Source organism: Leptothrix toolikensis (SeqCode), from assembly GCF_057922285.1.
This window is the reverse complement of the sequence record NZ_JBYSVC010000003.1, coordinates 53,928-77,796: the sequence shown is the minus strand read 5'-3', so window position 1 is coordinate 77,796 and position 23,869 is coordinate 53,928. Positions and strand designations below refer to the sequence as shown.

The 23,869-nt window shown below is 61.7% G+C and carries 18 protein-coding genes; 8 read left to right on the top strand and 10 right to left on the bottom strand.

The annotated features are described in order from the left end of the window. The 5 genes from trpD to AC3VI7_RS01175 all read right to left on the bottom strand — a co-directional run. A partial coding sequence (trpD, locus tag AC3VI7_RS01195; protein WP_489671368.1) for an anthranilate phosphoribosyltransferase occupies positions 1-874 on the bottom strand: 874 nt, incomplete at its 3' end. Between the two features lie 45 nt (positions 875-919). Continuing rightward, entirely contained in the window at positions 920-1,486 is a 567-nt protein-coding gene (locus tag AC3VI7_RS01190) for an anthranilate synthase component II (protein WP_489668688.1), read from the bottom strand. Between the two features lie 55 nt (positions 1,487-1,541). Further along, positions 1,542-2,849, bottom strand: a complete 1,308-nt coding sequence (locus AC3VI7_RS01185; protein ID WP_489668687.1) for a CorA family divalent cation transporter — start codon at positions 2,847-2,849, stop codon at positions 1,542-1,544. A gap of 17 nt (positions 2,850-2,866) precedes the next feature. Beyond that, positions 2,867-3,811 carry a cation diffusion facilitator family transporter gene (locus AC3VI7_RS01180; protein ID WP_489668686.1) on the bottom strand — a complete coding sequence of 315 codons (945 nt, stop codon included), beginning with the start codon at positions 3,809-3,811 and terminating at the stop codon, positions 2,867-2,869. 43 nt (positions 3,812-3,854) lie between these two features. Further along, positions 3,855-7,604 (bottom strand): LAGLIDADG family homing endonuclease, encoded by a 3,750-nt coding sequence (locus AC3VI7_RS01175; protein WP_489671367.1) that lies wholly within the window; start codon positions 7,602-7,604, stop codon positions 3,855-3,857. Between the two features lie 107 nt (positions 7,605-7,711). Here AC3VI7_RS01175 and AC3VI7_RS01170 point away from each other — a divergent pair, with 107 nt between their 5' ends. Continuing rightward, the gene (locus AC3VI7_RS01170) at positions 7,712-8,068 is read left to right on the top strand and encodes an iron-sulfur cluster assembly protein (RefSeq protein ID WP_489668684.1); all 357 of its coding nucleotides are present in this window, start codon (positions 7,712-7,714) and stop codon (positions 8,066-8,068) included. On the opposite strand, the gene AC3VI7_RS01165 is transcribed toward AC3VI7_RS01170, so the two are convergent. Together AC3VI7_RS01165 and AC3VI7_RS01160 are read right to left on the bottom strand one after the other, a co-directional pair. After that, positions 8,065-9,336, bottom strand: a complete 1,272-nt coding sequence (locus AC3VI7_RS01165) for an AEC family transporter (RefSeq protein ID WP_489668683.1) — start codon at positions 9,334-9,336, stop codon at positions 8,065-8,067. The two genes, AC3VI7_RS01170 and AC3VI7_RS01165, sit on opposite strands and share 4 nt — an antisense overlap. 30 nt (positions 9,337-9,366) lie before the next feature. After that, positions 9,367-10,947, bottom strand: coding sequence for an alkaline phosphatase D family protein (locus AC3VI7_RS01160; protein ID WP_489668682.1), 1,581 nt, complete (start codon positions 10,945-10,947; stop codon positions 9,367-9,369). Between the two features lie 98 nt (positions 10,948-11,045). Between AC3VI7_RS01160 and AC3VI7_RS01155 the strand changes: the two genes are divergently transcribed. The 5 genes from AC3VI7_RS01155 to AC3VI7_RS01135 all read left to right on the top strand — a co-directional run bounded on the left by AC3VI7_RS01155 (position 11,046) and on the right by AC3VI7_RS01135 (position 19,243). Beyond that, entirely contained in the window at positions 11,046-13,124 is a 2,079-nt protein-coding gene (locus AC3VI7_RS01155) for an ATP-dependent helicase (RefSeq protein WP_489668681.1), read from the top strand. A 96-nt stretch (positions 13,125-13,220) separates the two neighbouring features. Then, a complete protein-coding gene (gene yajC, locus AC3VI7_RS01150) occupies positions 13,221-13,550 on the top strand; it encodes a preprotein translocase subunit YajC (protein ID WP_489668680.1) in 330 nt (109 codons plus the stop codon). Between the two features lie 30 nt (positions 13,551-13,580). After that, on the top strand, positions 13,581-15,485 hold the full coding sequence (secD, locus tag AC3VI7_RS01145; protein ID WP_489668679.1) for a protein translocase subunit SecD: 1,905 nt from the start codon (positions 13,581-13,583) through the stop codon (positions 15,483-15,485). Positions 15,486-15,497: 12 nt separating this feature from the next. Next, entirely contained in the window at positions 15,498-16,547 is a 1,050-nt protein-coding gene (gene secF, locus AC3VI7_RS01140; protein WP_489668678.1) for a protein translocase subunit SecF, read from the top strand. A gap of 59 nt (positions 16,548-16,606) precedes the next feature. Continuing rightward, the gene (locus AC3VI7_RS01135) at positions 16,607-19,243 is read left to right on the top strand and encodes a DUF1631 family protein (RefSeq protein ID WP_489668677.1); all 2,637 of its coding nucleotides are present in this window, start codon (positions 16,607-16,609) and stop codon (positions 19,241-19,243) included. A gap of 11 nt (positions 19,244-19,254) precedes the next feature. On the opposite strand, the gene AC3VI7_RS01130 is transcribed toward AC3VI7_RS01135, so the two are convergent. The 3 genes from AC3VI7_RS01130 to AC3VI7_RS01120 are packed head-to-tail and all read right to left on the bottom strand — an operon-like array spanning position 19,255 to position 22,063. Continuing rightward, on the bottom strand, positions 19,255-19,707 hold the full coding sequence (locus AC3VI7_RS01130; protein WP_489668676.1) for a Smg family protein: 453 nt from the start codon (positions 19,705-19,707) through the stop codon (positions 19,255-19,257). A gap of 32 nt (positions 19,708-19,739) precedes the next feature. After that, positions 19,740-20,870: a DNA-processing protein DprA gene (gene dprA / locus AC3VI7_RS01125; protein WP_489668709.1), complete on the bottom strand. Its 1,131-nt coding sequence runs from the start codon at positions 20,868-20,870 to the stop codon at positions 19,740-19,742. Continuing rightward, a complete protein-coding gene (locus AC3VI7_RS01120; RefSeq protein ID WP_489671366.1) occupies positions 20,870-22,063 on the bottom strand; it encodes a LysM peptidoglycan-binding domain-containing protein in 1,194 nt (397 codons plus the stop codon). The genes dprA and AC3VI7_RS01120 overlap by 1 nt, the downstream gene beginning before the upstream one ends. 184 nt (positions 22,064-22,247) lie before the next feature. Here AC3VI7_RS01120 and def point away from each other — a divergent pair, with 184 nt between their 5' ends. Together def and fmt are read left to right on the top strand one after the other, a co-directional pair. Continuing rightward, entirely contained in the window at positions 22,248-22,763 is a 516-nt protein-coding gene (gene def, locus AC3VI7_RS01115; RefSeq protein ID WP_489668674.1) for a peptide deformylase, read from the top strand. A 2-nt stretch (positions 22,764-22,765) separates the two neighbouring features. Continuing rightward, positions 22,766-23,737, top strand: a complete 972-nt coding sequence (fmt, locus tag AC3VI7_RS01110) for a methionyl-tRNA formyltransferase (RefSeq protein ID WP_489668708.1) — start codon at positions 22,766-22,768, stop codon at positions 23,735-23,737. Positions 23,738-23,869: the final 132 nt, after the last annotated feature.

The following is a 23,869-nucleotide window of genomic DNA, read 5'->3' as shown; positions in this document are numbered from 1 at the left end:
CGCGCACGGGACCATCCTCGCCCGCCAAGGCGCGCTGGATGCACTGCACCGATTCTTCCTTGTTGGCCACGCGCAGCACCCGGGCGTCATACACCGGCAGACCGAAATCCGCAGGATGCACCACGTACTCGGTGATCCGGCCGTCCTTCAACTCGCCGATCATGGTTTCGCCCGAGAGCGAGATTTCATCCATGCCGTTCATGCCGTGCACGATCAGCACATGCTCCGAGCCCAAGCGCTGCAACACGCGCACTTGAATACCCACCAGATCAGGATGGAACACACCCATCACCTGATGGGGTGCCCCGGCCGGGTTGGTCAGCGGCCCCAAGATGTTGAAGATCGTGCGCACGCCCAACTCTTTACGCACCGGCGCAGCGTGGCGCATCGAGGCGTGGTGATTCGGCGCAAACATGAAGCCGATGCCGCAGGCTTCCAGCGAGGCTGCGACTTGTTCGGGCGTGAGGTTGATGTTGGCCCCCAGCGCTTCGAGCACATCGGCGCTGCCTGAACTCGACGAGACGCTGCGCCCACCGTGCTTGGCCACCCGCGCACCGCCAGCCGCTGCCACAAACATGGCGGTGGTTGAGATGTTGAAGGTGTGCGCGCCGTCACCGCCCGTGCCGCACAAATCCACCAGATGCGTCTTGTCGCTCACCGCCACGGGCGTGGCGAATTCGCGCATCACTTGGGCCGCCGCAGCGATCTCGCCGACGCTTTCCTTTTTGACACGCAGGCCCACGGCCAAGGCGGCAATCATCACGGGCGACATCTCGCCGCTCATGATGCGCCGCATCAGGCTGAGCATCTCGTCGTGGAAGATCTCGCGGTGCTCAACCAATCGGGTCAAAGCTTCGGTAGGGGTGATCGTCATGTTCGTGCTCTCCTCAGCGCTATTCATCGGCGCTATCTCTATCTATCAGCGCATGGTCAGAAAATTTTTCAACATCGCGTGCCCGTGCTCACTCAGGATCGACTCGGGGTGGAACTGCACCCCTTCGATCGCCAGCGTCCGGTGGCGCACACCCATGATTTCGCCGTCCGCGCTGGTGGCGGTGACGACCAAATCGTGCGGCAGCGTGGCTCGCTCAATCGCCAGCGAGTGGTAACGCACCACGCTGAACTGCGCCGGCAAGCCGGCAAACACGCCGTGTTGATCGGTGGTGATCGTCTCGGCTTTGCCGTGCATCTGCACCTGCGCCCGCACGATGTTGCCGCCCAAAGCAGCCCCGATGCTTTGGTGACCCAAGCACACGCCCAAAATGGGCAGCTTGCCCGCAAAGTGGCGAATGCTTTCGATGCAGATCCCGGCCTCCGCCGGCGAACAAGGCCCCGGCGAAAGCACCAGCCGGTCAGGTTTCAAAGCCTCGATCTCAGCGATTGAGATCTCGTCATTGCGGTGCACCCGCACGTCTTCTCCGAGTTCAGCAAAGTACTGCACCAAATTGAAGGTGAAGGAATCGTAGTTGTCGATCATCAGCAGCATAGGGACGCACTCCTAGGGATGGGTCGGAAGTGTTGCACTTCAACAGGAAGGCCGCCTAAGCGCGGCTTCGGGCCGGTTTCATGCGACGACCTTCGAAATGTTTCAGGGCGACGTAGGTGGCCCAACCGACCAAACCCGCCCCAAGCGCAAAAGCACCATAAGCCACGGGCCATGGCAGGCCTTGGGTCATCATGGAGAACTCGGACATCCCACCGATACCGGCCAGAATATTGATGGGCATAAACACCACGCCGAAGACCGTCAACTGATTGATGCGCTTGTTCTGATTGATGTTGATAAAGCCAATAGTGGCGTCCATCAAGAAGTTGATCTTGTCGAACAAAAACGCAGTGTGGCTGTTGAGGGACTCGACGTTGCGAAAGATCTGCTTGGCATCTTCGAGCTGATTGGCGGACAAGATCTTGCAGCGCATCAAAAAAGTCAGCGCGCGCTGGGTATCGAGAATGTTGCTGCGGATGCGACCGTTCTGATCTTCTTCCTCGGCAATATCGGCCAGAATCGCCGCCGCTTCCTCATCACTGATGGCTTCGCTCAACACTTTACGGCCCACCTTACCGAGGGTGGCGTAGATGTTTTCCAGCGAATCGGCCGAATATTCGATGTCTGCGCCATAGAGGTCGATCAGCAGATCATGGCAATCTGAGACATAACCGGGCTGCGTGCGGGCACGGCGGCGTTGCAGACGGAAAACCGGCAGCTCTTCATTGCGCACCGAAAAAAGAATGCCGGCGTGCAACACAAACGCCACGGGCACACTGCGCGAATCAGCATCGTTTTCAAGCAGAAAATTTGAATGCAGGTGAATGTCGTCGTTTTCCTCGACATGAAAACGCCGGCTCACCTCTAGATCGACCGAATCCCCAGGATCCGCCAAGACCAACCCGAAATGCTGGCTGATGTAGTTGAGTTCGGTTTTGGTGACATTGAGCAAGTCGATCCAAATGGGGTGAATACCTTCTAAGTCTTTGCGGCAGGTGATGGCGACTTGCTTCAAACGCCCATCGACCAGCTCAAACGCATTCATCTGGCTTTCGTTGAAAACCGGCTCCTGATTGCCCACCAATTGTTCGCGTCGGGTATCAGACACTTCCCAAAGAATGTCGTTGATCCGTTCTTGCGGAATCCGATCCCAGAGAATTCGAGCATCTTCCAACGGCAGAACTTCCACCATTCGACCCAGCTCTTGCGCAGAGATCTTGGTGATGATCTTGTGTAACTCGACCAAGTGCTGGCGCTGCACCATGGTTTCGATAACGTCTTGCCTTTGGGTGTTCTGACCATGGACCATGCCCTCAACAATCTTCTGCTTGTGGAGGAGTTCCGTTATTTTTTCCAGAGACATGGCGCGCTCTTGATCGGCTAGTGAGCGTCCCGATGATCCAGATCCGGGTGTTGCCACGGATCGAGGTGGGTCATGAGGTTGAGGACGCGGTGGCGTTGGATAACGCGCTGTTTGGCGGCGACGGCGATGTCGTGACCGGCGGCGATGCTGAGGGTGGCTTCGACTTCGAGGTGGGCATCGACCACGATCATGTCGCCCATCTTGCGGGTGCGCACGTCGTGCACACCCAGCACGCCGGGGGTGTCGAGCAAGGTGCTGCGGATGGCTGCCACTTCCTGCTCGTCCACCGCGCGGTCCATCAAGTCGTGCAGGGCGTCCCAGCCAAAGCTCCAGCCCATCTTGCTGACCATGAAGCCGACGATCAGCGCCGCAATCGGATCAAGGATCGGATAGCCAGCCAAGTTGCCGGCAATGCCCAGACCCACCACCAAGGACGAAGCCGCATCCGAGCGGGCGTGCCAAGCGTTGGCCACCAGCATGCTCGACTTGACCCGTTTGGCCACGCCGAGCATGTAGCGAAACAGCAGCTCTTTGGCCACCAGCGCACCACCCGCCACCCACAGCGCCAGCACGCTGACCGGGGCGATGTTTTCGGGGCTTTCCAGCTTGTGCGCCGCCGCCCACACCATGCCCACACCCACCGCCAGCAGCAACCCGCCCAGCACCAGCGAGGCCGCCGTTTCGAAACGGTGGTGACCGTAGGGGTGGTCGGTATCGGCGTCTTTTTGGCTGTGATGGTTGGCCAGCAGCACCACAAAGTCAGCCACCAAATCGGAGAGCGAATGCACCCCGTCGGCGATCAAACCCTGTGACTTGGCAAGAATGCCCACCACGATCTGGGTGCAACTCAACACCACGTTCACGCCCACGCTCACCCACGTGCTGCGCGCGGCGGCGGCGGCCCGCGCTTCGGCTTCTAGGCTGCCATCTTCAGGATCATCAACAAGGTCATCGGCTCTCATGGGGGCCGATTGGATCACGCCGGATCGTTCATCTCACCCGCAGTCACCCGCACGACCCCACAAAACCGCAGGCGGTGCAGAAGTCGCAGCCGTCTTTGTGGATCAGGGTGGCGTTGCCGCAGTCGGGGCAGGTTTTGCCGGGCATGGGGGCGGATTCGGCGTGGGCGGCGGTGTCGGTGGCCGAGACCGGACGCTCTGCCAGCACCCCCATGGCATTGACGGGGTAGCCGGCTTCGTCGAGCACGCCGAGCATGGCGTAGCGGTGGATCACCAAGCGCGCCACGTAGGCCACGGTGCTCGGCCAGACCTGTTGGCGGAATTGCCCAGCGGGCAGGCCCGGCACCGGGGCCATGAAGTGGCCCAAGGGTTCGCCCACATTGAGCAGCTTGCGCAGCTTCATCCCGATCCAAGCCGGGTCAATCACGCGCATGTCGAGCGACAACAGCCGCGCCAAGCCGTCGAGCGCCCGGGGGTAGTTGCCCGCAAAGCCGATGGCGCAGGGCCGGGTGACATGCGCGCTCAGATCACTGCCGTCAGCGGTGGGCAGGCTGACTTCCTTGAGCGTGAGCGTGAAGGCTTCGCCGCTGGCAGGATTGTCGATATCAACCGCCCAAGCCAGCGTGCCGTTGACCCCGGTGCGCGGCTCCTCGCGGCTGAACATGGCGTCGATCACTGGCGTTGGGCCGCCTTCTTGCAAAGCGCCCAGCTGCTCACAGCGCCAGCGAATCACCGCCGCTGTGGCCGCCACCACGCCGGGGAAAAGCCGTTTCTCGCCCGTGGGGGGAAAGGGCATGTCAAAGGCGCGCTCCTCAGCCACGGTGGTCAGGGCGTCGAGCTTGAGGCGTAACCAGCTCGGATCGTTGGCGCGCATGTCCATCGACAAGGTCTTGGCCAGCGCGGCCAGCCCACGCGGCTGCTCAGCGCCATTGATCCAGACCTCAAACGGCACGGTCTGACCAAAGAGCCCGGCCTCGGGACTGGCCTCAGCGGGCAGCTCACCCACAAAGAGCGCGAAGTCGCCGTGCGGGTGCTGGATCATGTAGCTCCACGCCGGATTGCCCGAAGCCAGCTCGGGGCGACTTGGCCAGCGCAGCGAGGCCAGCACCGGCTGGGGCAGGCGCTCCAGCAAAAGGCGCTGGTTGGCACCATTCAAGTCCACACTCGTGGCCAGCGCGGGTGGCGTTCCAAGGGATGTCACTGGAGGCGTCACACTGAGCACCGCACCCAGCACGCTGTTGGGCCGGTAGGTCGCCAAACCCTTGAGCCCCGAGCGCCAAGCGCTCAGATAAAGCCCCTGGAAATCAGCGTAAGGGTAGTCCTCAGGCACGTTGACCGTCTTGCTGATGGCGGTGTCGATGCAGGGCGCGACCACCGCCACCATCGCAGCGTGCGCCTCGGCGCTCATCTCAAGCGCCGTCACAAAAGCATCGGTCAGCGGAGCCTCCACGCCTTTGAGATGGCGATAGAGCCGCCAAGCGTGATCCTCGACCGCGTAGCTCTTGAAGCTGCCGTCGGCCTCGCGCTTTTTGCGCATGTAGCTCCAACTGAAGGGTGGCTCGATGCCGTTGCTGGCGTTGTCGGCAAAGGCCAAGCTGATGGTGCCGGTCGGTGCGATCGACAACAGGTGCGAGTTGCGCAGCCCGTGGGTGCGGATGCGCTCTTTCAGCCCGGCGGGCAGCCGCGTCGCAAAGCTTTGGCCGCTCAAGTACAAGTCGGCGTTGAACAGAGGAAAGGCACCGCGCTCCTCGGCCAAATCGACCGATGCTGCATAGGCGGCGTCACGCATCACTTCGCTGATACGCCGCGCCATGCTGCGCGCCGCCTCGGTGTCGTAGCGCAAGCCCAGCATCACGAGGGCATCCCCCAAGCCCGTAAAGCCCAGCCCAATACGCCGCTTGTTCTGCGCTTCGCGCGCCTGCGCCGGCAACGGCCAAACCGTCACGTCGAGCACGTTGTCCAACATGCGCACCGCCACCGCACACACCTGCGCAAAACCCGCCTCATCAAACCGCGCTTCGCCCTCAAACGGTGCCACCACAAACGGCGTCAAATTCACCGACCCCAAACAGCAACAACCATAGGGCGGAAGCGGCTGCTCCGCACATTGTCCAGTCACCAGGCCGTTGAAGATCACCGTGTTGTGATCGGGCTGGGTGGTGTCATAAACCGGCTGACGTCCCAACGGCACGATGGCTTGCACACGGGTGGCAAAACGCTGGTGCTTCAACAGCTGTTTGTCCGACACCCAGTCCTGATATTTGCGGTTTTTGTGGTCGAGCAAAAAGCCAATCTGCCGCATAAAACCATCCCTCGACTCGCCGTCGATGATCAGTTCATGCGAGGTCGGCCCAAGCTCTTTGAGCTGCGTGTAAATCCCAAAGTTGGACAGCACGATTTGCACGTCTTGCAAAAAGGTGCGATGCACCGAACGCAAGCAAATCAAGCATGTTTGACCATCCGGCGCGATATCAACCGCACCATCCTCTTGAAAAAGACCGCGCAGATAAGCACGGACACAGGCTTCGCTGCCCCGCCAGACCATATCAGGTACCACCCGTTTCATGTCCGGCGTGAAATGGAAAGACTCACTGCCTTCTTGCCCGAATTGACCCTTGCCCGACTGCACCAAGATTTCATCGCCGGGGCGTAACTCTGAGAGTTTGAGCTTGCCGCGTCGGGTGTAGACATCGTGCCAAGCCGTGGCCTTGATCTCGTAGCCATCGGCGGTCACAACCTGAAAGACCTCGGCGTCCTGGGCCGTCATGAATGCGGGCACAGCGGGACGCACGTCAGTACCGTGCTCGTCCTTGCCCAACGCGCGCTGATCCACCGTGACTTGCAGGGGCAGCCGATTTGCATATAACTCACCGATGGGCACCAAGCCGTACTGCGTCGCCAATCGCGTATCCGCTGTGACGCACGGGTTCGTCGCCGTGATCGATTCGCAGTAGTGGAGGTTGTTGTCTTGATTGATGCGGTCGAGAAAGAGCACGCCCGGTTCGGCGTGGTCGTAGGTCGAACGCATGATCTGGTCCCACAGATCACGGGCGCGGATCTGGCGGTAGACCCACAGGCCGTCGGCGCGCTGGTAGGCACCCGCCTCTTTGAGCTTGAGGCCGGGGGCGGCCTTGTGGACCAGATCGACCGAGGCGTCGGCTTCGACCGCTTGCATGAAGGCGTCGGTCACACCCACCGAGATGTTGAAGTTCTTCAGATCGCCTTGGTCCTTGGCGTGGATGAACAGCTCGATGTCGGGGTGATCGCAGCGCAGCACGCCCATCTGCGCCCCGCGCCGGCTGCCCGCACTTTCCACCGTTTCGCAGCTGCGATCAAAAACCCGCATGTAGCTGACCGGGCCAGAGGCGCTGCTTTGCGTCGCCCCCACCCAAGCCCCGGCGGGGCGGATGCGGGAAAAGTCGTAGCCCACACCCCCGCCTCGGCGCATGGTTTCAGCCGCCTCGGTCAAGGCAACGTAGATGCCGGCAAAACCCTCTTCGGGCTCGGCAATCGAGTCGCCCACCGGCTGGACAAAGCAGTTGATCAGCGTGGCGCTGAGCGCGGTGCCCGCAGCCGAAGCAATGCGGCCTGCGGGCACGAAACCACGTTCTTGGGCCGCCAAAAAGCGCGCTTCCCACGCGGCACGCTGCTCAGGCAGCTCCCGCTGCGCCAAGGCCCGAGCCACGCGCTGGCGCACCTCCGTCACGCTTGACTCAGATCCTTTGGCGTACTTTTCAAGCAACACATCTTGGCTGATGGGCTGGGCGTGCAGGGGCAAAGTGGCGGTTTCGTTCATCGTGCATCTCCAAGGCGGGCCTCATTGAGGCCATAAGAGTATGCGTTGATGCGGCGCAAAAACCTTTCAACCCTGCGTTGCCATAGTCGGCACCTACGGGAGTTGTTATGCCTTTATCTTTGTCACGCCAAATGACCCTAGAAGGACCAGGCCCTGATTTATGTCGCGCCCTGAACGCCTTGCGGGAAGTCACCGACCCTTTGGTCGGCGAGAACATGCTCGACCTCGGGCTGATCGAGTCCATGCGTCTCACCGATGATGAGGTGGAGCTGCTGCTGGTGAATCAAGCGGGGAGTTGCCCCTTGAGCGATTTTTTAGCGGCCCAAGCGATGCGAGCGCTACAACGGGTGCTGCCCAACCACGATATTTATGTGCGCCACGATCCGGATCTGTGCTGGGCTCCCGGGCGGGTCGAACCGGCCCTGCGGGTGCGCTTGGGTTGGGATCATCTCGACTGTCATTAACCGTTATGGTCGGTGAGATCCGGCGTCTCACCCACAGGGGGACCAAGATCAAGCGATGGCTCGGGATGCAGCGCCCCCAAGCTGTCTTTGAGCCGCTGCGCCAAACCCTCGAAGACACCCATATCCATGTGGGCGGTTTGAGCGCGTTCCGAAGGGCTGAACAACGGTGACGGCTGCGAGGCCTTGACGGCGGTGGGCGGCTGGACACCAAAAAGACCAGCGATCAGCGGAAAACTCAGGAACGACAACACTGTTGAGACCAAAATGATGCGGGTCACACGGCCCGCATCCGCGCCGTAACGCTCGGCGAGCAACGACACATTGCTCGCACTGGGCAAGGCCGCTGCCAGCACCAACACCACCAATTGCAGGTTGCTCAAAGGCGCACCCAAATCCCGCATGGCCAAACCGACCACCAAGATGAGCAGGGGATGCAACAGCAGCTTGATCAAGGCGATAGGCACCTCCTGAAGCAGCAGGGCCCATTCTGGGCGTGGTGCTTGGGCCGCCTTCTGGCCGGTCGGCGCATGCCCGGGTTGATGTGATTCCAAGGCAGGGCGCACACGCGAGCGCCAAAGCATGGCGCCGATGGTGAACAACGCCACCGGGCTGGCTGCGTTAGCAAGCAGCGTGACGGTTTGCTCGACCGGAGCCAGCAGTTCCATATCAAGGGCGGTCATGACCGCGCCAGCACCGATGGCCCAAGGCAGGGGGTTCATCAGCCCGGCACGCAAGGTGCGCCATAGCGGTGTTTCACAAGGTGAGCGGGGCTTGGTTTCACGCTCCAGCAAGCTGTCTTCAAAGGGCAGCGGCGGTTGGTATTGCTGCGCTTGGGCCAGCACAATGCACAAGGTGGTGGTGATGCACAAATCCACCAAGATGGTGGTAATGACCGGCCCCGCTGCCGACGGGCCGATCAGGGCGATCAGCAGTGGCACCCCCATGAACCCGGTGTTGGGAAAAGACGCCACCAAAGCTCGGAACGCGGCCACTTGGATGCCCACACGGCGCGATAGGGTGATGGCCACCGTGAACGCCACCAAGGTAAGCGCACAGGTCACGTAGATCGAGAGCACCACGGGATCCAAAAGCTGCGTCAACGGCAAGCGCGAACCCAAGCCAAAGAGCAACGCCGGGAGCGAAAAATAGAGGACGAACACATTCATGCCCGGCACCGCGTCGAGAGGCAAAAGCCTAAGCCGGGCAGCAAGATAGCCGGCGAGCACTAGGGCAAAAAACGGTGTCGTGACCGATAGGATGGCCTGCATCGGACAGGAAATCAGGTGAACGGACAGGGTTTAAACGGGCTGGGCACCGGGTCGATCCGACGCCACAGTGAACCGGGCAGCAGTCCGGATGTTACTTTCCGGATCCAAGACATTGTGCACTGATCGGATCTGCGCCTCGACGGATCTTTCCCCGAGATGGAAGCGAACATAACCGCGCTCGTCGCTGCGGGCATAGCGCACATGGGGATTGAACGGCAAGGCAGCCTCCACTTTCGCCTGGGCCAGCCCTTCGCTGGTGATCGAGGTGCCACAGAACTCGGTCGCCACCACCGCTGCGCTTGGGTCCTCGAAATCCAGCTTTAAATCGGCCACATAGGTGGCATGTACATCCCCACCCAACACCACACAACCCGGGACTCTGCGTTCGGCCACCGTGTTCAACAAGCGGCGACGAGCGGCCGGGTAGCCGTCCCAGCCATCGGTCCATGCACTGCGCCCACCTGGCTCAGCAGGGTCACGCTGCGTCCAGCGCGTCATCAACGTCTGCTGTGCCAGCAGATTCCAGGGCCGATCCAAGCTCCAACCCTCGCTGAGCCAGCGCTCTTGGGCCAGCCCGAGCAAACTGCGCTGCGAACTCGCCAAAGCGGGGCAATCCCGCACCAGCACGGTGTTGCTGCCCGCACGACGGCCCGGTTTGGGGCACGCCTGGGGGTCGCGGTATTGCCGATCATCGAGCGCATGGATGCGGGCCAAAGCGCCCCAGTCGTAACGCTCATGGAGCTGCATCGAAGCGCTGTGCGGGCGCGCAGCTTTGGGCAGTGGTTGATGCTCCCAATAGGCTTGATACGCCGCCGTGCGCCGTGCCAAGAAATGAGCATCACCCATCATGGAGATTTCACCCGCATAGTCGTTCTCCACCTCATGGTCATCCCAGATCACGATCCATGGCGCACAGGCATGCGCCGCTTGCAGGTCAGGATCGCTTTTGTACTGGGCGTAGCGGGAGCGGTATTGCAGCAAGGTGCGCGCCGCGCCTTGGCCTTCGTGCATCCGCACCCGACCGGCCACAGGGGCTGATTCATAGATGTAGTCCCCCAGAAAGAGCACCACATCGAGGTTCTCTTCGGCCACATGACGCCAAGCGGCGTAGTGGCCGTGATCCCAGCGCTGGCAGGACGCGATGGCGAAGTCCAACTCAGCCCGGGCATCGAGCGCCGGAGCCGTGCGTGTACGCCCAACCGGGCTGGTCTGCCCCAAAGCGTGAAAGCGATAGAAGTACCAACGCCCCGGGGCCAAACCTCGGGGTTCAGCATGGATGCTGTGCGCCCAAGCGGCGATGGCGTTGTCGATACCGTGGGCCACGCGTTGCTTGAAGGCTGCATCGGTGGCCACTTCCCATTCGACCTCGACCGCTGGCGGTAGCGCATCGCCCATCAAGCGGGTCCAAAGCACGAGCCGATCCGGGCGCGGGCTGCCCGAGGCCACGCCCAAGGCGAAGTGATCGGTTTCGTTGTCCCCCACATGCCGCACCACCGCCGGAGCGGCACAGCCAGCCAAGGCACACAGGCCCAACGAAGCACCCAGCGAGGCCAATTTCAGCAGCCCATCGCGGCGCTGAGCATTCAAGGGAGAGAGAACGTCGAGTTGCATGGGCGAGAGCCTATCAGCCGCCCCAGCCCTCAGGTGGGACCGCTATGATCCGCGCCCTCTCGACACGCGGCATCTCTCCAAATCTGTCGCTATTCACCATGGCTGCTGAACCCGCGACCCTCAACCCCGCCCAGATGGCAGCGGTCAACCACCTGCACAGCCCGTGCTTGGTGCTGGCCGGCGCAGGCTCGGGCAAGACGCGGGTGATCACGCACAAGATCGCGCGGCTTTTGCAAGTGGGCTTGAGGCCCGAGCAGATCGCGGCCATCACCTTCACCAACAAGGCGGCGCAGGAAATGCGCGAACGCACCAAATCGCTGGTCGGCGCACGCGCGGCCAAACATCTGGTGATTGCCACTTTTCACTCCTTGGGCGTGCGCATGCTGCGCGAGGACGGTGAGCGGCTCGGCCTGAAGCCCAAGTTCTCGATCCTCGACAGCGATGACGTGCTGGGCGTGCTGCGCGATGCGGGCGGCACCACCGACGCGCAACTGGCGCGGCGCTGGCAGTGGACCATCAGCCTGTGGAAGAACAACGGCCTGACCTGGGAACAGGCCGAGGCCGCCGCCAAGGACGAGCACGAACACCTCGCCGCGCGGGTCATGAAGCTCTACCAAGAGCGCCTGAGCGCCTACCAAGCGGTTGATTTCGACGATCTGATCGGTCTGCCGCTCAAACTTTTGCAGTCCGACGAAGCCACCCGCACCAAGTGGCAAACCCTGCTGCGCCACGTGCTGGTGGACGAATACCAAGACACCAACGCCACCCAGTACGACTTGCTCAAGGCGATGGTGGGCGAGCATGGCGTTTTCACCGCCGTGGGCGACGACGATCAAAGCATCTACGGCTGGCGCGGCGCGACCATCGACAACTTGAAGCGCCTGCCACAGGACTATCCCAAGCTCAAGGTGATTGCGCTGGAGCAAAACTACCGCTCGACCGGCGCGATCTTGGCCGCCGCCAACAACGTCATCGCGCTGAACCCGAAGATCTTCCAGAAAAAACTCTGGAGTGAATTTGGCGAAGGCGAGCCGGTGCGGGTGGTCGAGTGCGACCAAGAAGAGCACGAAGCTGAGCGGGCGGTGGCGCGCATCCAAGGCATCCGCGCCAACGCCACCGGCGCCTATGCCAGCACCGACGGCAAGCCGCCCGAGTGGGCCGACTTTGCGATCCTCTACCGTGCCAATCACCAAAGCCGCAAGCTCGAAGAGGCGCTGCGCAAGGCGCAAATTCCGTACAAGGTCTCGGGCGGACAGAGCTTTTTCGACCGAGCTGAAATCAAAGACTTGTGCGCTTGGCTGCGTTTACTGGTCAATCAAGACGACGACCCGGCCTTCTTGCGCGCCATCACCACCCCAAAGCGCGGTATCGGCCACACCACCTTGGGATCTTTGGGCGAATTTGCCGGCAAGTGGAAAGTGAGCCTGTTCGAGGCGCTGTTCCAAGAGTCGCTCGGCACGGTGCTGAGCAAAAAAGCCATCGGCTCGCTGCACGAGTTCGGCCGCTACGTCAACGACTTGGAAGACAAGGCGCGTCACACCCTCGGTATGGAAGCTGCCCGGCCGATGCTGATGACGTGGTTGATGGACATCGGCTACGAGCAGTCGCTGCACGACGGCGAGGACAACGACAAGATCGCAGCAGCGCGCTGGTCCAACGTGATCGACTTCATCGACTGGATCGCTCGGCGCTGCGGCGGCAAGATCGCCAACGACGGCAGCGGCCAAGTCGAAGCCGAACCGCGCAGCGTGCTCGATGTGGCTCAAACCATCAGCGTGATCCTGAGCTTGGCCGAGCGCGGTGAGGAGCAAAACATGGTCACGCTCTCGACCTTGCACGCCAGCAAGGGGCTGGAGTGGCCGCACGTGGTGCTGGCTGGTATCAACGAAGGCACCCTACCCTTCAAGCGCGAGGAAGAAGACATGACGCCCGAGCGCTTGGAGGAAGAGCGCCGCTTGATGTATGTCGGCATCACGCGGGCGCGGCGCACCTTGATGGTGAGCACGCTGCTGCGCCAAAAACGCGGCCGTGAGATCAAGCGCGCCCTGCCCAGCCGCTTCATCGCCGAGATGAAACTCGACGAGCGCACCGCCAAAGAAGACCCCCGCGAAAAGCTCAAAGCCTTGCGGGCCGAGTTCGCTGCACGGGCCGCGCTGCACAAGCCCGACAAGGTATGAAGACGCCAGCACGGCGTCGCGCAACCTGCTCACCTACAATCGCCGGGCTTTGCTGCCTTGTCTTTTTGTTTTTTCTCCCTTTCCTGGAGCCTGCCTGTGTTCATTTCGAATGCCTACGCCCAAGCCGCTGAGACCGCTCAAGCGGCCAGCCCCCTGAGCCAGATCCAATCGTTCTTGCCTTTGATCATGATGTTCGTCGTGCTGTACTTCGTCATGATCCGGCCGCAAATGAAGCGCCAAAAGGAACACAAGGCGATGGTCGAAGGCCTCACCCGGGGCGATGAAGTGGTCACGGCCGGTGGTTTGCTCGGCAAGGTCACCAAGGTCAACGATGGCTATGTTTCGCTCGAATTGACCTCCGGTGTCGAAGTGATGTGTCAACGTATCTCCGTCACCACCGTGCTGCCCAAGGGCACGATCAAGTAAGCACCGAGACCCTGTTGTAGGTCATCCAAGATGAATCGCTATCCCTGGTGGAAGTATCTGGTCCTCGTTCTGGCGGTGGCTGTCGGGCTGCTCTATACCTTGCCGAACTTTTTCGGTGAGGCCCCCGCCGTGCAAGTTTCAAGCGCCAAAGCCACCATCAAGGTGGATGCCGCGCTGGTGTCTAGACTGACCCAAGCCCTGCAAGAAGCAGGTGTCGAGCCCGATTTCGTGCAATTCGAAGGGGCATCGGTGCGTGCGCGCTTGCAAGACACCGATACGCAGCTCAAGGCCCGGGACGTCATCCTGAAGACGCTCAATCCCGACCCCACCGATGGCAATTACATCGTGGCCCTCAACTTGGTCTCGCGCTCACCGCGCTGGCTGACCGCGATCCACGCCCTGCCGATGTATTTGGGGCTGGACTTGCGCGGCGGGGTTCACTTCCTGATGCAAGTGGATATGAAGGCCGCGCTTAGCAAAAAAGCTGAAGCGCTGGTCGGCGATATCCGCACCCAATTGCGCGACAAAAACATCCGTCACGCCGGCATCAACCGCAACGGCGAGGCCGTGACGCTGCGTTTCCGCGATGCCGAAACGCAGACCGCCGCACGCACGCTGCTGATGGAGCACGTGGCCGACATGCAATGGGTCGATTCGCTTGAGGGCACCGAGCTGCTCTTGACGGGCAAGCTCAAGCCCGACGCGGCGCTGCGCGTGCAGGATCAAGCCCTTAAGCAAAACATCAACACCCTGCACAACCGCATCAACGAACTCGGCGTGGCCGAGCCGGTGATCCAGCAGCAAGGTCTCGACCGCGTGGTCGTGCAGCTGCCGGGCGTGCAGGACGTGGCCAAGGCCAAGGACATCATCGGCCGCACCGCCACCCTAGAAGTGCGCTTGGTCGATGAAAGTGCAGAAGCCCAAGCGGCGGCGGCCGGCACGGCACCCGTACCTTTCGGCACCGAGCGCTACATCGAACGCGGCGCACGCGCCGTGATCGTCAAACGCGCTGTGCTGCTCACGGGCGAAAACCTCACCGATGCCCAACCGGGCTTTGATGAAAGCCAGCAAGCAGCGGTGCATTTGTCGCTCGACGCCCGAGGCGCGCGCATCTTCCGGGATGTCACGCGTGAAAACGTCGGCAAGCGCATGGCCATCCTCTTGTTTGAAAAGGGCAAGGGCGAAGTGGTCACCGCGCCAGTGATCCGAGGCGAAATCGGTGGCGGACGGGTGCAAATTTCCGGCTCGATGACCCCGGTGGAAGCAGCCGATACCGCGCTGTTGCTGCGCGCTGGCTCCTTGGCCGCGCCGATGGAAATCATCGAAGAGCGCACCATCGGTCCGAGCTTGGGGGCGGAAAACATCGCCAAGGGCTTTGCCAGCGTCACCTACGGCTTTGCCGCCATCGCCGTGTTCATGGGCCTTTACTACATGCTGTTTGGCGTGTTCTCGACCTTGGCCTTGGCCGTGAACTTGCTGCTGTTGCTGGCCGTGCTCTCGATGCTGCAAGCCACCCTGACCCTGCCCGGTATTGCCGCCATTGCGCTGACCCTGGGCATGGCCATCGACGCCAACGTGCTGATCAACGAGCGGGTGCGCGAGGAATTGCGCAGTGGCTCTTCGCCGCAGATGGCGATCCACGCCGGCTATGAGCGCGCCTGGGCGACGATTCTTGACTCGAACGTCACCACCTTGATCGCCGGCTTGGCACTGCTGGCCTTCGGCTCCGGCCCGGTGCGCGGCTTTGCGGTGGTGCATTGCTTGGGCATCCTGACGTCGATGTTCTCGGCCGTGTTCTTCTCGCGCGGCTTGGTCAACGCTTGGTACGGTCGCCAAAAGCGCTTGCAAAAAGTCTCCATTGGTCAAGTCTGGAAACCGACCGCCACCGCAGCCCCCGTATCAGCACCGAGCTCTGCGCTCGAACCCAAGGTCTGAGGAAGATAGACGATGGAATTTTTCCGTATCCGCCGCGACATCCCGTTCATGCGGCATGCGTTGGTGTTCAACATCATTTCGCTGCTGACCTTTCTGGCCGCCGTGTTTTTCCTGATCACACGGGGCTTGCATCTGTCGATCGAATTCACCGGCGGCAATGTGCTGGAAGTCGAATACGCCCAAAGCGCCGACATCGGCCGGGTGCGTGGGGCCGTGGAAGCGATGAAGTTCGGTGACGTGCAGGTGCAAAAATTCGGTACCTCACGGGATATCTTGATCCGCTTGCCCCTGCGCGAAGGCATCAAGCAAAGCGAGGTCGCCACCCAAGTCTTTGCCGCACTGTGCAGCGCCGAACAAGGCAAGATCGTTCAGCGCCAAGCAAGTCCAGCCAGCGGTGACAAGCAAGAGGGTTTGGCGGCGGTGAGTCGTATGGCCTGTGAGGCCGGTAGCGCCGAGCCCTTGCAACTCAAACGCAGCGAATTTGTCGGTCCGCAAGTCGGCAAGGAGCTGGCCGAGGATGGGGCCAAAGCGCTGGGCTTTGTGGTGCTGGGCATCATGCTTTACCTGTCGGTCCGCTTCGAATGGAAGTTCGCCGTGGCGGCGATCGTCGCCAACTTGCATGACGTGATCATCATCTTGGGCTTCTTCGCCTTCTTCCAGTGGGAGTTCTCGCTGGCGGTCTTGGCGGCGGTCTTGGCCGTGCTGGGCTACTCGGTGAATGAATCGGTGGTGATCTTCGACCGAATCCGCGAAGCCTTCCGCAAATTCCGCAAGATGACCACGCCGCAAGTCATCGACCACGCCATCACCAGCACCATGAGCCGCACCATCATCACCCACGGTTCGACCCAAATGATGGTGCTGGCGATGCTGATCTTTGGCGGCCCCACCCTGCATTACTTCGCCGTGGCCTTGACGATCGGCATCTTGTTTGGGATCTACTCTTCCGTGTTTGTGGCCGCCGCCATCGCCATGTGGCTGGGCGTCAAACGTGAAGACCTTATTAATACGTCGCGTAAAGACCACGATCCCCAAGATCCGAACGCTGGAGCGGTGGTGTAGAGTCGGGAGCTGACCTTCCCGTTCACCTCCGCCCTCACACAAGCCCACACCCGCGTTTCATGGCCACAGCCGCTCAATCCCTGGCGCTCGCCGCCCAGGCTCGTCGCGTCTACTTGGAACTGTTGTTGCGAGAGTTACCTCGGGTCGTCAAAGCGATCGCGGAGGATGCCCGCAAGCTCATGACCGAAAACGGCAGTCCCGACCAGATGACCAAGCGTCGCAACATGGTCATGGACTTGATGCGTTTGGCGCAACGCTGGGCCTTGGACTTTGCCGCTTTGGTACGGGCCGCTGCTTCAGGCAAACCCTCAGCGGCAGCCACAGGCATGACGGCCGCCATGGGTGGGCAATTCACCTTGGTCGACCACGACACCATTGAGCTGGAAATCCTCGGCTCCCGCCTTGCTTTGGCGATGATGGACAAGGCCTCGTGGGAATTTGCTGATTTGCGCCAGCGGGTGGCCAACCTTGAACGCCGCGATGAGTTCCTGCCGCAAGACGTGTTTCGCCCACAGGTCATTGCCCGCATGTTGGTCGATAGCTGGTGCTCGTCGGGCTTGACGATTGATCACTGGCGCACCGCTCAAGCCATCCTGCACGAGGAATACGCCTCACTGATGCATGAGGCCTATCACGAGGTGAACCGCTGGTTCATCAGCCAAGGTGTGGGCACAGACGTCACACCGCGCCCATTCAATCGCCGCGCTCGAAGTGGTGAGCCCCCTGCGCCGTCGCCACCCTCTACCCCGACTCCGTCGCCACCCGCCATGCCCGGAGCGATCTGGGGCAGCGGCGGCTCTTCCGTGGGGGCACCTGCTGCCGCCAGCTCCTCTGAGCCGCCATCGCGCTATCCCACACCCACCAGCCTGCAACGTGGACCGCACAGCGCTCATGGCAGTGCCTTCGCTCCCACGACCATTGCAAGCCCCCCCATGCTACCCGGCCAACAAGGCGGTGGCGGGAGTGGCGGCGGTCATGGTAGTGGCGGAGGTGGTGGTGGTATGGCTCACGGTGGATCGCAAGGTTACGCGGGCTCAGCGGGGCGCTCTGGGGGAGGCTCCGCTTCGGATGATTTTTCGCATACCCAAGGCGGCAACGGCGGTGTTCACGAAGAAACCCGTCTGATGACCCACGCCGGCAACTTGCTGCGCTCCGTCGAACAAGCCGGTGAAGTGTTGGGCCGGCTGAACAAGTTGGTGGCGGGACAAGTGCCAGATTTCGCCGGCTCGACCGTGGTGATGCCGCATGTGGTTTCGCCGGGCCTCAAAGCAGCCATCGGCCAAGCGCAAAACGCCATGCAGCAGCGCTTCGACGCCGCGCCCACCGCGATGACCGCCGGTGGCGTCGGCGCGGGGATGGTTGGGAGTCAAGCGGCGCAAGCAGGTGGTGGCGGCGTCATCGGGACACCCGAGTTGCTGCGCGAGTTGCAGCAACGCAAGCAAGAACTCAAGCAAGCCGCGACCACGCCGGTAGAGCGCGCCACGATTGAGATCGTGGCCTTGATGTTCCAGAGTTTGCTCACCGAAGAACGCATCCCGGCGCAAGTCCGCGTCTGGTTTGCGCGCTTGCAGATGCCGGTGCTGCGCGTGGCGGTGGTCGAGCCCGACTTCTTCGCCACAGTCGATCACCCGGCACGCAAGCTCATCGACCGGATGGGCTCTTGCGTGATGGGGTTCGAACATGGCTCCAGCGGCACGACCGACTCCCTTGAGAAGGAAATCAAGCGGGTCGTGCAAGTCGTTGAGGCCTATCCCGACACGGGCCGGCGCGTCTTCCAGACGGTGTTGACCGAGTTCGAACGATTCATCGAAGAGTATTTCAAGAACGAACACGCGGCCGCCCACAAAGGCGTATCGCTGGCGCAGCAGATTGAGCAGCGCGAGACCTTGGCGATTCAGTTCACCATCGAGATGCGCAAGAAGCTCAACGAAGTGCCGGTGCATGACGGCGTGCGTGAGTTTCTCTTCCACGTCTGGGCCGATGTGCTGGCCACCACCGCCGTCAAGTCAGGCCAGGGCAGCGAAGACACCAAACGCATGCAGCGCGGAGCCGCTGATCTGATCTGGCTGGCGAGTGCCAAAGTCTCGCGCGAAGAGCGCTCCGAAGCCATCCGACGCCTGCCGCCGCTACTCAAGCTGCTGCGCGAAGGCATGAGCTCCGCCGGGGTACCTGTGCCCCGGCAGGACGAATACATCCAGACCTTGAGCAATTCGCTCGCCGCAGCTTTCTCAGCCCGCACCGCCACCATCCCGAGCGAACGCCTCGAAGAACTGATGATGCAGGTGCAGACCTTGGAAGAGATGCTGCCCGACATCGCCGACATCGAGATTGACGAGTCGATGGTGCGCGACATTTCCGGGCACGAATCTGACGATCTGGAAGTGGTGTCCGAAGGTGGCTCCCTGCCGACGCCCGCCGTGCTGGCTTGGTCGCGCGATCTGAACGTCGGCACGTGGTTCAAGCTCGACTATCGGGGCCGGGTCGAGCCGGTGCAACTTGCTTGGCGCGGCATGAACAAGCAGCTCAACTTGTTTGCGACCTCGCAGGGCCGGGGCGTGATGTTCCAGCTGCGGCGCTTGGCGTCGTTCCTCCAAGCCGGCTTGCTGGTGCCCGTCGAAGAAGAATCGCTGACGGTGCGCGCCACGCGCGACGCCCTCGCCAAGCTCGACGCCGACCCGAGCCGCTTGTTGCAATGATCCGTAGTGGATCAGTGAATCAGCCGATCCTCGTCATCGACAAACAGCTCATCCAAGATCAGCGCGTCGGGCTCTTCACCCAAGCTCCAAAAGACCATCAAGACGATGATCTTCAGGTCGTCAAGGTCAAGTGGTGTCCCTGAGATCGCCATGGCGCGGTCCACCACCAACTCGCGCATGGGCGAAGGCAGCACGCCGGCCGACTCTAGAAAGCTGATAAAGGCGATGGATTTTTCGCCCAAGTGATCTTGCTCGTCGCTTGAATACACCCGCAGCGCTGTGGCACTTTGGGTACCGGCGTGCGAGGCCGCAGCATCGGCCAACCCAGCCAGCCAACTCAAGGCATCCGCGATTTCATCGGTCTCGAATCCAACGGAGGACAGCTTGCGGGACAACTGCGCCGGATCCGGACAGGCATCCGGACGCCAGTAGTTTTCGTAGAGATAAACGAGCACGTCAAACATGAATCGACTATACCGCAGTGCCTGTGGCGATCTCAGGCCCGCGCGAGGCGTTGAAAAAGCCCCCCGGGTAAGCGCGTGACTTGCGCACCCATTTCAAGCTCAAACAAGTGGGTACTGAGCCGCGCAGCATCCCAACCTGTGCGGATTTGCAAGACATCCAAGGTCACGGGATCGTGGCCCAGCGCCACCCAGAGGGGATCGTCGCTAAGAGCCGTCGCTGCCGCTGCCGCTAACGGGGTGCTTTCCACGCTCAATGCCGTATCCGGCGCAGTGCGTTTGATGGCCAGAAAGTTCAACTCATCCAGCACGTCTTGGGTGCTTTCGACCAATTTGGCCCCTTGCTTGATCAACGCATGGCAGCCTCGGGACTGCGGATTGTGGATGGAGCCTGGCATGGCGAACACATCCCGACCAGCCTCCGTGGCCAAACGAGCGGTGATGAGCGAGCCCGATTGCAAGGCGGCTTCCACCACCACCGTCCCCAGGGACAAACCAGCAATCAGGCGGTTACGCATCGGGAAATGGATGGCCGTCGGCGGGGTGCCGAGCGAAAACTCGCTGATCAACGCACCTTCACTGGCAATGCGATGGGCCAGATCATGGTGGCTACGTGGATAGACCCGGTCGAGCCCGGTGGCCACCACCGCGATGGTGGCACCCGGCCCCTCAAGCGCGCCCTCATGCGCCGCGCCATCAATGCCGAGCGCCAAACCGGAAATGACCGTCAGGCCAGCCTGACTGAACGCCTTGGCGAAGGCCCGCGCATCTTCGCGGCCTTGGGGTGAAGGATTGCGGCTACCGACCACAGCGAGCGCCGGCTGATTCAGCAAATCCACGCGCCCGATCACATAGAGCAGCAGGGGGGGATCGGGCAGATCCAGCAGCGCCACCGGGTAATTCGCGTCCCCAAGCACAAGCAAGTGATGGCGAACGTCAGCGTGCAACCATGCCCATGTCGCGTCAACCCGCTCAGCATGCCCCTCGGGCAACACCCTCAAGGCGTTGGCGGCGCGGGTCTCCACCAAGTGCTGCCAAGCACTGAGCGGCGCATCAAAGATGGTTTGTGGGCTCCCAAAGGCAGCCAAAAGCCGCCGTGCGCTCAACCGACCCACATAAGGTGTTTCGAGCAGGCGCAACCACGCGGCCAGTTCGTCTTGGGAGATCAAGGCTGTGTCACCAGATCTCCGGCCCGTACAGGTGTCTGCGCGCTCAGGATCAGCCCGTAAGAGACGCGGTCAAAGACGCGAAACACCAACACATGACCGTGCGATTCATCCGGCAAACGCAGCTCAGCCCGCAGAGGATCGGAACGGTCAATCACCTTGGCACCCGCACGCCAAAGGGCCAAGACATGACCGCGCTCCATCGCATCTTTTTGACCTCGATTGATGGCCACGATCTGGAACTGCCCACCCGCCATGGCCTCGCCATACAACGAGATCACCCGCCCTGTCATGGGTTCAGTCGGGGCATGGGGGGTGAAATTGCTGTCATCCGACTTCGGGGCCGGGACAAGCCGATCACCCATGCCCGCTTCTTGGCGCAAGCTGGTCAGCGTGAACGTGGCAGGCACGATTTCATCGTGAGTTTCATCCAGCGGCGTCACCTCGCCCCGCCGGGTGTATTCAGCCGCGCCAACATAGGCCGCCTCGAAACCCAACAGTTCCTTGGAATCGGGGTCATAGAGTGGCTTGGGCATGCGGAACAAGCGCCATTCGCGGATATCGGCGATGTTGCCGCGCACATAAACGGTATCGCCCCGACCGAAAAAACTCCGCCCATCACGACCGGCAACGATGCGCGGTGCAGCGTCGAGCTCGTTGGACTCCAGCACCACGGCCTCATTCAGGAAAGGCCGAATCAAGTGCATCGGGATGGTCGCAATCGGGCTGAGGCCAAGCACCCCGGGGCGCGCCCGAGGGCCGTACTTGAGATTCGGATCCTCGGCACTCGCTGCGCCGTCCACGGAACGGCCCATCTTCAGTCGAGCGCGATCACCGGATTTCAAGAGCACCAAAATCTGCCCGGGATAAATCAGATGCGGATTACGCACTTGATCCATGTTCATGCCCCACAACTCGGGCCAACGCCAAGGCCCTTTCAGGAACAAGGTGGAAATGCCCCACAACGTATCGCCCGCTTTGACGGTATAGCTGTCGGGTGCATTCGGGGCCAGCTCAGACAAGGGCACGCCCACTTTCGCCACCTGTTTGGCGGTATCCCGCTGTTGGCCTGAAACGGGGAAGCTGGGCTCAGCACCACTCGGACTACTGGCCAAGAACAGCACCCCAGCAAGGCCCATAAGGCTGAGCAGACGATGCGGGGCGGAAAAGGAAAGATGGCAACGCACGGTCATGGAAATTTTCTCCGACGGATTCGGCAAGTATGGTGCCGGATCAGGGCTGGCGGGTTGCTTGAACAGAATCGGGCGCGAGTGCGCGACAATCTTCATGCGGCTGTTCAAATTCTGCCCATAAACCCCCGAGGTCGCAATGAAAAGGCCCGGTATGTTGTGACCCCGCCCCGATTCAGTGGATGCCATGAGCCAGTTGACCATTCTCCGTTACCCCGATCCCCGGCTGCAAAAAGTGGCTGCCCCGGTCAAGCAAGTCGATGACCGCATCCGCCGACTGGTGGCTGACATGCTGGAAACCATGTATGCCGCCAAGGGCATTGGCCTAGCGGCCACCCAAGTCGATGCGCATGTGCGGGTGCTGGTGATGGATGTCTCTGAAGAGCGCAATGAGCCGCTGGTGTTGATCAACCCCAAGATCGTGGCAGCCAGTGCTGAAAGCGTGATCGGCGAAGAGGGCTGCCTGTCGGTGCCCGACATCTACGACAAACTGCCGCGCCATGTCACGGTGCGGGTGCAAGCGCTGGATCTGCATGGCAAGAGCTTTGAGTTCGAGGCCGACGATATTTTGTCCGTCTGCGTCCAGCACGAGATGGATCACCTCATGGGCAAGGTGTTTGTCGATCACCTCTCCGCCTTGAAGCGCAACCGCATCCGCGCCAAGCTGCAAAAACGCTGGCGTGACGAACAGGACGCGGCATGAGCTTGACCGTCGCCTACGCCGGCACCCCCGAATTCGCAGCCGAAGCCTTGGAAGCGCTCTTTGCGGCAGGCTACAACGTGCCCTTGGTCCTGACTCAACCCGATCGACCGGCTGGGCGAGGCATGAAACTGCAAGCCTCAGCCGTCAAGCAAGTGGCCCTGCGCCACGGCACGGCGGTGAGCCAACCCCGCAGCCTGCGACTCGACGGCAAATACCCCGAGGATGCCCAAGCCGCCCAGCTGGCACTGCAACAAGCCCGTCCTGACGTGCTTGTTGTGGCGGCTTACGGCCTGATCCTACCGAGCTGGGTGCTGACCCTGCCGCGCTTGGGTTGCTTGAATATCCACGCCTCGCTCCTGCCCCGCTGGCGCGGTGCAGCGCCTATCCATCGCGCGATTGAGGCCGGAGACACGCAAACCGGCATCACCATCATGCAAATGGATGAAGGCTTGGATACCGGGGCCATGCTGCGTGTGGATGTCGAACCGATTCAGCCCGATGACACCACTGCCCGCTTGCACGACCGCTTGGCCACCCGAGGGGCCCAAGCGCTACTCACCGTCTTGGCGGAGTTCGAACAAAGCCAAAGCACTGCGCCGGTCGCTGTGCCCCAGCCCGAGCAAGGCATCTGCTACGCCCACAAGATCGACAAGGCCGAAGCCCCGCTGGATTGGCGCTTGCCCGCTCAAACGCTGGCACGACGGATTCGGGCCTTTGATCCCTTTCCCGGAGCCAACTTCAGCCACGGCGGCGAAATCATCAAGGTCTGGGAAGCCCACGTCGTCCACGGCACCCACGGTGCCACACCGGGGAGCGTCTTGGCCCTTGACCCACGCGGGCCGGTCATCGCCTGCGGCGAAGACGCCTTGTGCCTGAGCTACCTGCAACGCCCCGGGGGACGGCGTCAGCCAGCTTTGCTTAGCTTGGCTGGGCAGCCGTTGCAGGTGGGCGACGGTCTCGGTGCCGCCGTCTGAACGGATCTTGACGAGATTCATGCGTTTTACGCATAGTTTCTCGGATCGGATCGCATGATAGGGGTCAAGGCAGAACTTTCGCAGTAACCTGCGCACCCTTCTTTTTCTGCCTTCTAGGCGAACGGTTCGGAC

What these genes read in the sequence shown, in the direction of transcription:
- AC3VI7_RS01130 (WP_489668676.1), bottom strand. Translation starts at nt 19,707, where the DNA reads ATGTTTGACGTGCTCGTTTATCTCTACGAAAACTACTGGCGTCCGGAT.
- AC3VI7_RS01190 (WP_489668688.1), bottom strand. Translation starts at nt 1,486, where the DNA reads ATGCTGCTGATGATCGACAACTACGATTCCTTCACCTTCAATTTGGTG.
- def (WP_489668674.1), top strand. Translation starts at nt 22,248, where the DNA reads ATGAGCCAGTTGACCATTCTCCGTTACCCCGATCCCCGGCTGCAAAAA.
- AC3VI7_RS01170 (WP_489668684.1), top strand. Translation starts at nt 7,712, where the DNA reads ATGCCTTTATCTTTGTCACGCCAAATGACCCTAGAAGGACCAGGCCCT.
- AC3VI7_RS01175 (WP_489671367.1), bottom strand. Translation starts at nt 7,604, where the DNA reads ATGAACGAAACCGCCACTTTGCCCCTGCACGCCCAGCCCATCAGCCAA.
- secD (WP_489668679.1), top strand. Translation starts at nt 13,581, where the DNA reads ATGAATCGCTATCCCTGGTGGAAGTATCTGGTCCTCGTTCTGGCGGTG.
- AC3VI7_RS01135 (WP_489668677.1), top strand. Translation starts at nt 16,607, where the DNA reads ATGGCCACAGCCGCTCAATCCCTGGCGCTCGCCGCCCAGGCTCGTCGC.
- AC3VI7_RS01180 (WP_489668686.1), bottom strand. Translation starts at nt 3,811, where the DNA reads ATGAGAGCCGATGACCTTGTTGATGATCCTGAAGATGGCAGCCTAGAA.
- AC3VI7_RS01120 (WP_489671366.1), bottom strand. Translation starts at nt 22,063, where the DNA reads ATGACCGTGCGTTGCCATCTTTCCTTTTCCGCCCCGCATCGTCTGCTC.
- secF (WP_489668678.1), top strand. Translation starts at nt 15,498, where the DNA reads ATGGAATTTTTCCGTATCCGCCGCGACATCCCGTTCATGCGGCATGCG.
- AC3VI7_RS01155 (WP_489668681.1), top strand. Translation starts at nt 11,046, where the DNA reads ATGGCTGCTGAACCCGCGACCCTCAACCCCGCCCAGATGGCAGCGGTC.
- AC3VI7_RS01160 (WP_489668682.1), bottom strand. Translation starts at nt 10,947, where the DNA reads ATGCAACTCGACGTTCTCTCTCCCTTGAATGCTCAGCGCCGCGATGGG.
- AC3VI7_RS01185 (WP_489668687.1), bottom strand. Translation starts at nt 2,849, where the DNA reads ATGTCTCTGGAAAAAATAACGGAACTCCTCCACAAGCAGAAGATTGTT.
- AC3VI7_RS01165 (WP_489668683.1), bottom strand. Translation starts at nt 9,336, where the DNA reads ATGCAGGCCATCCTATCGGTCACGACACCGTTTTTTGCCCTAGTGCTC.